Origin of the sequence: Marinomonas vulgaris (genome assembly GCF_018145875.1) — a bacterium.
Taxonomy (GTDB): Bacteria; Pseudomonadota; Gammaproteobacteria; order Pseudomonadales; family Marinomonadaceae; genus Marinomonas; species Marinomonas vulgaris.
The window spans coordinates 53,038-57,823 of record NZ_JAGSSV010000019.1 but is presented as its reverse complement, the minus strand read 5'-3'; the positions used below and the strand labels follow the sequence as shown (position 1 = coordinate 57,823).

Genomic DNA, 4,786 nt, shown 5'->3' with positions numbered 1-4,786 from the left:
GCTCTGAAGCCTTGTCCGTGTCAGCGAGGGCGTATATTAAGGATCTACAGATTTAGTGCAACCCTTTTTTGAAGAAATGTGCGATTTAATTGAAATCCGTTAACACACGGCCTAAAACCGCCCTATATCACCATCAAATACACAACACCGTGAACAAAAAAAGACGCCGAAGCGTCTTTTTAACAGCATAAACCATTTAGGGTTTAGCCACCTACATAACTCAACATGACGCCCGCTGCAACAGCAGAACCAATAACCCCTGCCACATTAGGTCCCATCGCATGCATCAATAAGAAATTTTGTTTGTTGGATTCCAGTCCAACTTTGTTAGCAACACGCGCAGCCATAGGCACTGCTGACACACCGGCTGCGCCGATGAGTGGGTTAATTGCTTCTGACGAAAAGCGATTCATCAGCTTAGCCATTAAAATACCAGCAGCCGTACCGATAGAGAAAGCAACCAAACCTAACCCCAGAATCCCCAACGTCTCTAGATTTAGAAAATCTTCCGAACTAAGTTTAGAACCAACACCCAATCCTAAAAAGATTGTTACAATATTAATTAGTGCATTTTGTGCGGTATCACTTAATCGGTCAACAACACCACACTCTCGCATCAAGTTGCCAAAACAAAACATCCCCAATAAGGGCGCTGCCGATGGCAAAAACATTGCCACAAGAATCACAACAACAATTGGGAATATGATTTTCTCTTTCTTTGTTACAGGACGCAGCTGTACCATTTTAATAGAACGTTCTTCTTTTGATGTCAAAGCTCGCATAATGGGTGGCTGAATAAGAGGAACAAGCGCCATATAAGAATACGCCGCCACAGCAATACCCCCCAAAAGATCCGGCGCCAATCGGCTAGCAACAAAAATAGCAGTCGGCCCATCTGCACCACCGATAATACCAATGGCGGCAGCATCCGCTAAAGTAAAGTCCATTAGCCCCGAAGCACCCAGCACAACAGCACCGATAACGGTTGCAAAAATACCGAATTGCGCTGCGGCACCTAGCAATAGGGTTTTGGGGTTAGCCAGCATAGGACCAAAGTCCGTCATTGCACCGACCCCCATGAAAATCATGAGTGGAAATAGACCCGTCTCAATGCCGCCATGGTAAATATAATATTGGAGACCACCAGGAGACGTCATGTGTCCTGCAGCATCATAAACAGGTGCAGCCATAAAGCCAGCACCAGGAATATTCACTAACACAGCTCCAATACCGATCGGCAACAATAGCAAAGGCTCAAAACCTTTTTTTATCGCCAAATAAACCAGCAGCAACCCCACACAGATCATAACGAACTGACCGAGCTCTAACTGGTAAATACCCGTATCGTGATACAGATTTAATAGTTTGTTTTCCATTATCTACGTTTTCCTAGCTTATAGAGTAAGAAGTGATTGGCCCACTTGCACTGAGTCGCCTTCTTTTACATTAATGGAACCAACGACACCGGCTTTAGGTGCTGAGATTTCTGTCTCCATCTTCATGGCTTCTAAAATCATCACGGTATCACCTTCTTCAACCTGCTGCCCTGGTGATACAAGCACTTTAAAAATGTTACCTGATAATGGAGAAGGTACATCTTCGCCTGACGCAGATACTTGTGTCGCCGCTTCTACAGGTGCAGACGTAACAGCATTGCCAACAGGCTGAATGTTACTAACATCTCCCCCTTCAGATACTTGAACAACAAAGCTCTGACCCGAAACAGACACAGTATAAACAGACGTTTCATTTGAAGAGGCAGACGTTGCCGCCACCGCTTTAGTTTCTACAACATCGTCTAACGTAGGTGCAGGCTCAAAAGCACTGGCATCCCCACGATTCTGCAAGAATTTCAAACCAATCTGTGGGAACAATGCATAGGTCAATACATCGTCAATTTGATCATTAGCTAGCTGGATATTTTTTTCTTTTGATAGATTCAGCAACTCGTCTGTTAGCTTATCCATCTCAGGAGACAATAAATCAGCTGGACGACACGTAATTGCTTCCGCACCATTCAACACACGAGCTTGAAGCTCCTTATTAAACTCTGCAGGAGCCGCACCGTACTCACCCTTCAAAATACCAGCAGTTTCTTTCGAAATAGATTTATAACGCTCACCCGTTAAGACGTTTAAAACCGCCTGAGTGCCCACAATTTGCGACGTTGGTGTAACCAAAGGAATCAAACCTAAATCTTCACGCACTTTAGGGATCTCTTTCAAAACTTCATCAAACTTATCCGCTGCGCCCTGCTCTCTTAACTGACCTTCCATATTCGTCAACATACCACCCGGCACTTGAGCAACAAGAATTCGTGAGTCCGTACCACGAAGAGAGCCTTCAAATTTTGCGTATTTCTTTCTTACCACACGGAAATAAGCCGCAATTTCTTCAAGAAGCGTCAGGTCCAACCCAGTATCTCGGTCTGTACCCTGTAATGCCGCCACGACAGATTCTGTTGCAGTATGACCGTATGTCATCGACATTGAAGAAATGGCCGTATCAACCCGATCGACACCCGCTTCTATCGCTTTAAGAATCGTCATATCAGACAAGCCAGATGTAGCATGAGCATGCAATTGAACTTCCAATTGAGTTTGCGCTTTTAGCAAACCTACCAACTCAAAAGCATCGTACGGCGTCAAAATACCCGACATATCCTTAATGGCAATGGAGTCCGCCCCCATATCTTCAAGTGTCTTAGCGTAATCCACCCAATTTTGCGTCGTATGAACACGACTCTTTGTGTATGACAAAGTGCCTTGCGCATGCTTGCCCTGCTGCTTAACCGCTTCAATAGCTGTTTTTAAATTACGCGGATCATTCATCGCATCAAAAATACGGAACACATCAACGCCATTCATTGCCGCTCGCTCAACAAACTTAGTTACAACATCATCGGCATAATGACGATAGCCAAGTAAATTTTGACCACGCAACAACATTTGCTGAGGCGTATTCGGCATAGCTTTTTTTAGTTCGCGAATGCGTTCCCAAGGATCTTCACCCACAAAACGGATACAAGAATCAAACGTTGCCCCCCCCCATGATTCTAGGGACCAAAAGCCCACTTGATCCAGCTTCTCTGCAATTGGAAGCATATCGTCAATTCGCATGCGAGTTGCAAATAAAGATTGGTGTGCATCACGTAAAACGACATCAGTGATGCCAAGAGGTTGCTTTGTTGTTGTCATGTTTCAGCCTCGATAAAGGAAGTCAGAAAATTATAGGAAAAGAGTTAAGATTTTTTGTTTGCTCGGTGCTGATGAACCGCAGCCGTAATCACCGCTGTCATTTGTGCATCAACACCTGTAGCAGCTGGCGACCTTGTTGTCGTTACTGGTGCCTTCTGCACGAGCACTTCTGGGAATAAATGATTTAAAAGACGCGACATATACCCTGTCGCAAAGATTAAAACGACCAAAAATAGGAACACGAACCCCATTCCTAAGATCATTAAACCAATACCATCTTCAAGCAGCCCGTTCATAGCGTTCATACCTTTTATATCTCGCCTTGTACGTGCGCACCTTATATGATCAGATGCTCACCCCACAGGGCTGTTTATTTTTGATAGTGAGTTTTTATCACAAACCAGAACAGTTTCATATTTTTTTTGCATAACAGTTAGACTTATTTCGTGAACAATTCAGCGCAAACACCTCTTAAAACTGACAAAAATCAACATTCCATCACACCAAACAGCAGCCCTATCACATTGGCCGTCGCCCCAATGGAGGGAGTTATGGATCATACGATGAGGGATCTACTCTCTAGAATAGGCGGCATGAACTACCTGGTATCCGAGTTTGTTCGCGTTACTCAATATCCCATTCCCGCATCCAGCTTCAGACGCTTAGTACCCGAAAATACTCGACATGCTCGCACTCATTTTCGACACCCCGTTCACACACAGCTACTCGGGAGTAATGCCGAACTAATGGCTCATAGCGCTCTAAACGCTGTTGAAGCAGGCGCCCAACACATAGACGTTAACTTTGGCTGCCCTGCCAAACGAGTTAACGGACACGGTGGCGGGTCTGTTCTCTTACAAACCCCCGACAGCCTCCACAACATAATGAAAGCTATTCGCACTTCATTGCCTGCAGACATTCCAGTGTCGGCTAAAATTCGCCTGGGCTTTGAAAATGAAGATCTACTGTTTGATAACGTCGCTGCTATTGAAGCCGCTGGTGTGGACACACTAACAATTCATGGACGAACGAAAAGAGATGGTTACAAACCGCCGGCACGCTGGGAAAAAATGGGAATTATCCAAGATAAAACAACCATGACAGTGGTTGCAAACGGAGACATTGTGGACATAAATTCACTGCGCCGCTGCCAATCTATTTCTGGCTGCCAACACTTTATGATTGGCCGTGGCGCACTCAATAATCCTTTTGTTTTTCAACAGATTCGCAGTCAACTCAATGGTCAAGCGCCAATCCACGACAAAGGCATTTTTACTCAACTGTTTAGCGACTACAGCAAAGAATTACAACAGCATTATGATGAGACAGCCACGCTTGGCCGATTAAAACAATGGTGCGGGCATTTAAGATACAATTTCGAGGAAATACAGCTTAATTTACAAGTGTTACGTCGCTGTAAAACAACCAAAGAACTCACAAGAGAATTTGAAAGAATATTTCAGGAATGTCATTAAATTAGGAAATATAGAATAGAAAAAGAGAAGGGTATTTAATGGTGCACCAGAGAGGATTCGAACCTCTGACCGCTCGGTTCGTAGCCGAGTACTCTATCCAGCTGAGCTACTGGT

General features: G+C 44.5%; 4 protein-coding genes. 1 reads left to right on the top strand and 3 read right to left on the bottom strand.

Going from position 1 to position 4,786, the window contains the following annotated elements:
• Positions 1–203: 203 nt before the first annotated feature.
• Genes J9B83_RS12720 through J9B83_RS12710 form a run of 3 tightly spaced genes read right to left on the bottom strand, consistent with a single transcriptional unit; the run spans position 204 to position 3,502 of the window.
• Entirely contained in the window at positions 204–1,376 is a 1,173-nt protein-coding gene (locus J9B83_RS12720) for a sodium ion-translocating decarboxylase subunit beta (protein ID WP_211537236.1), read from the bottom strand.
• A gap of 18 nt (positions 1,377–1,394) precedes the next feature.
• Positions 1,395–3,197 carry a sodium-extruding oxaloacetate decarboxylase subunit alpha gene (gene oadA / locus J9B83_RS12715; RefSeq protein ID WP_211537235.1) on the bottom strand — a complete coding sequence of 601 codons (1,803 nt, stop codon included), beginning with the start codon at positions 3,195–3,197 and terminating at the stop codon, positions 1,395–1,397.
• A 44-nt stretch (positions 3,198–3,241) separates the two neighbouring features.
• Positions 3,242–3,502 (bottom strand): OadG family protein, encoded by a 261-nt coding sequence (locus J9B83_RS12710; RefSeq protein ID WP_236037290.1) that lies wholly within the window; start codon positions 3,500–3,502, stop codon positions 3,242–3,244.
• Between the two features lie 234 nt (positions 3,503–3,736).
• Between J9B83_RS12710 and J9B83_RS12705 the strand changes: the two genes are divergently transcribed.
• Positions 3,737–4,672, top strand: a complete 936-nt coding sequence (locus J9B83_RS12705) for a tRNA dihydrouridine synthase (RefSeq protein WP_268927922.1) — start codon at positions 3,737–3,739, stop codon at positions 4,670–4,672.
• Positions 4,673–4,786 lie beyond the last annotated feature (114 nt).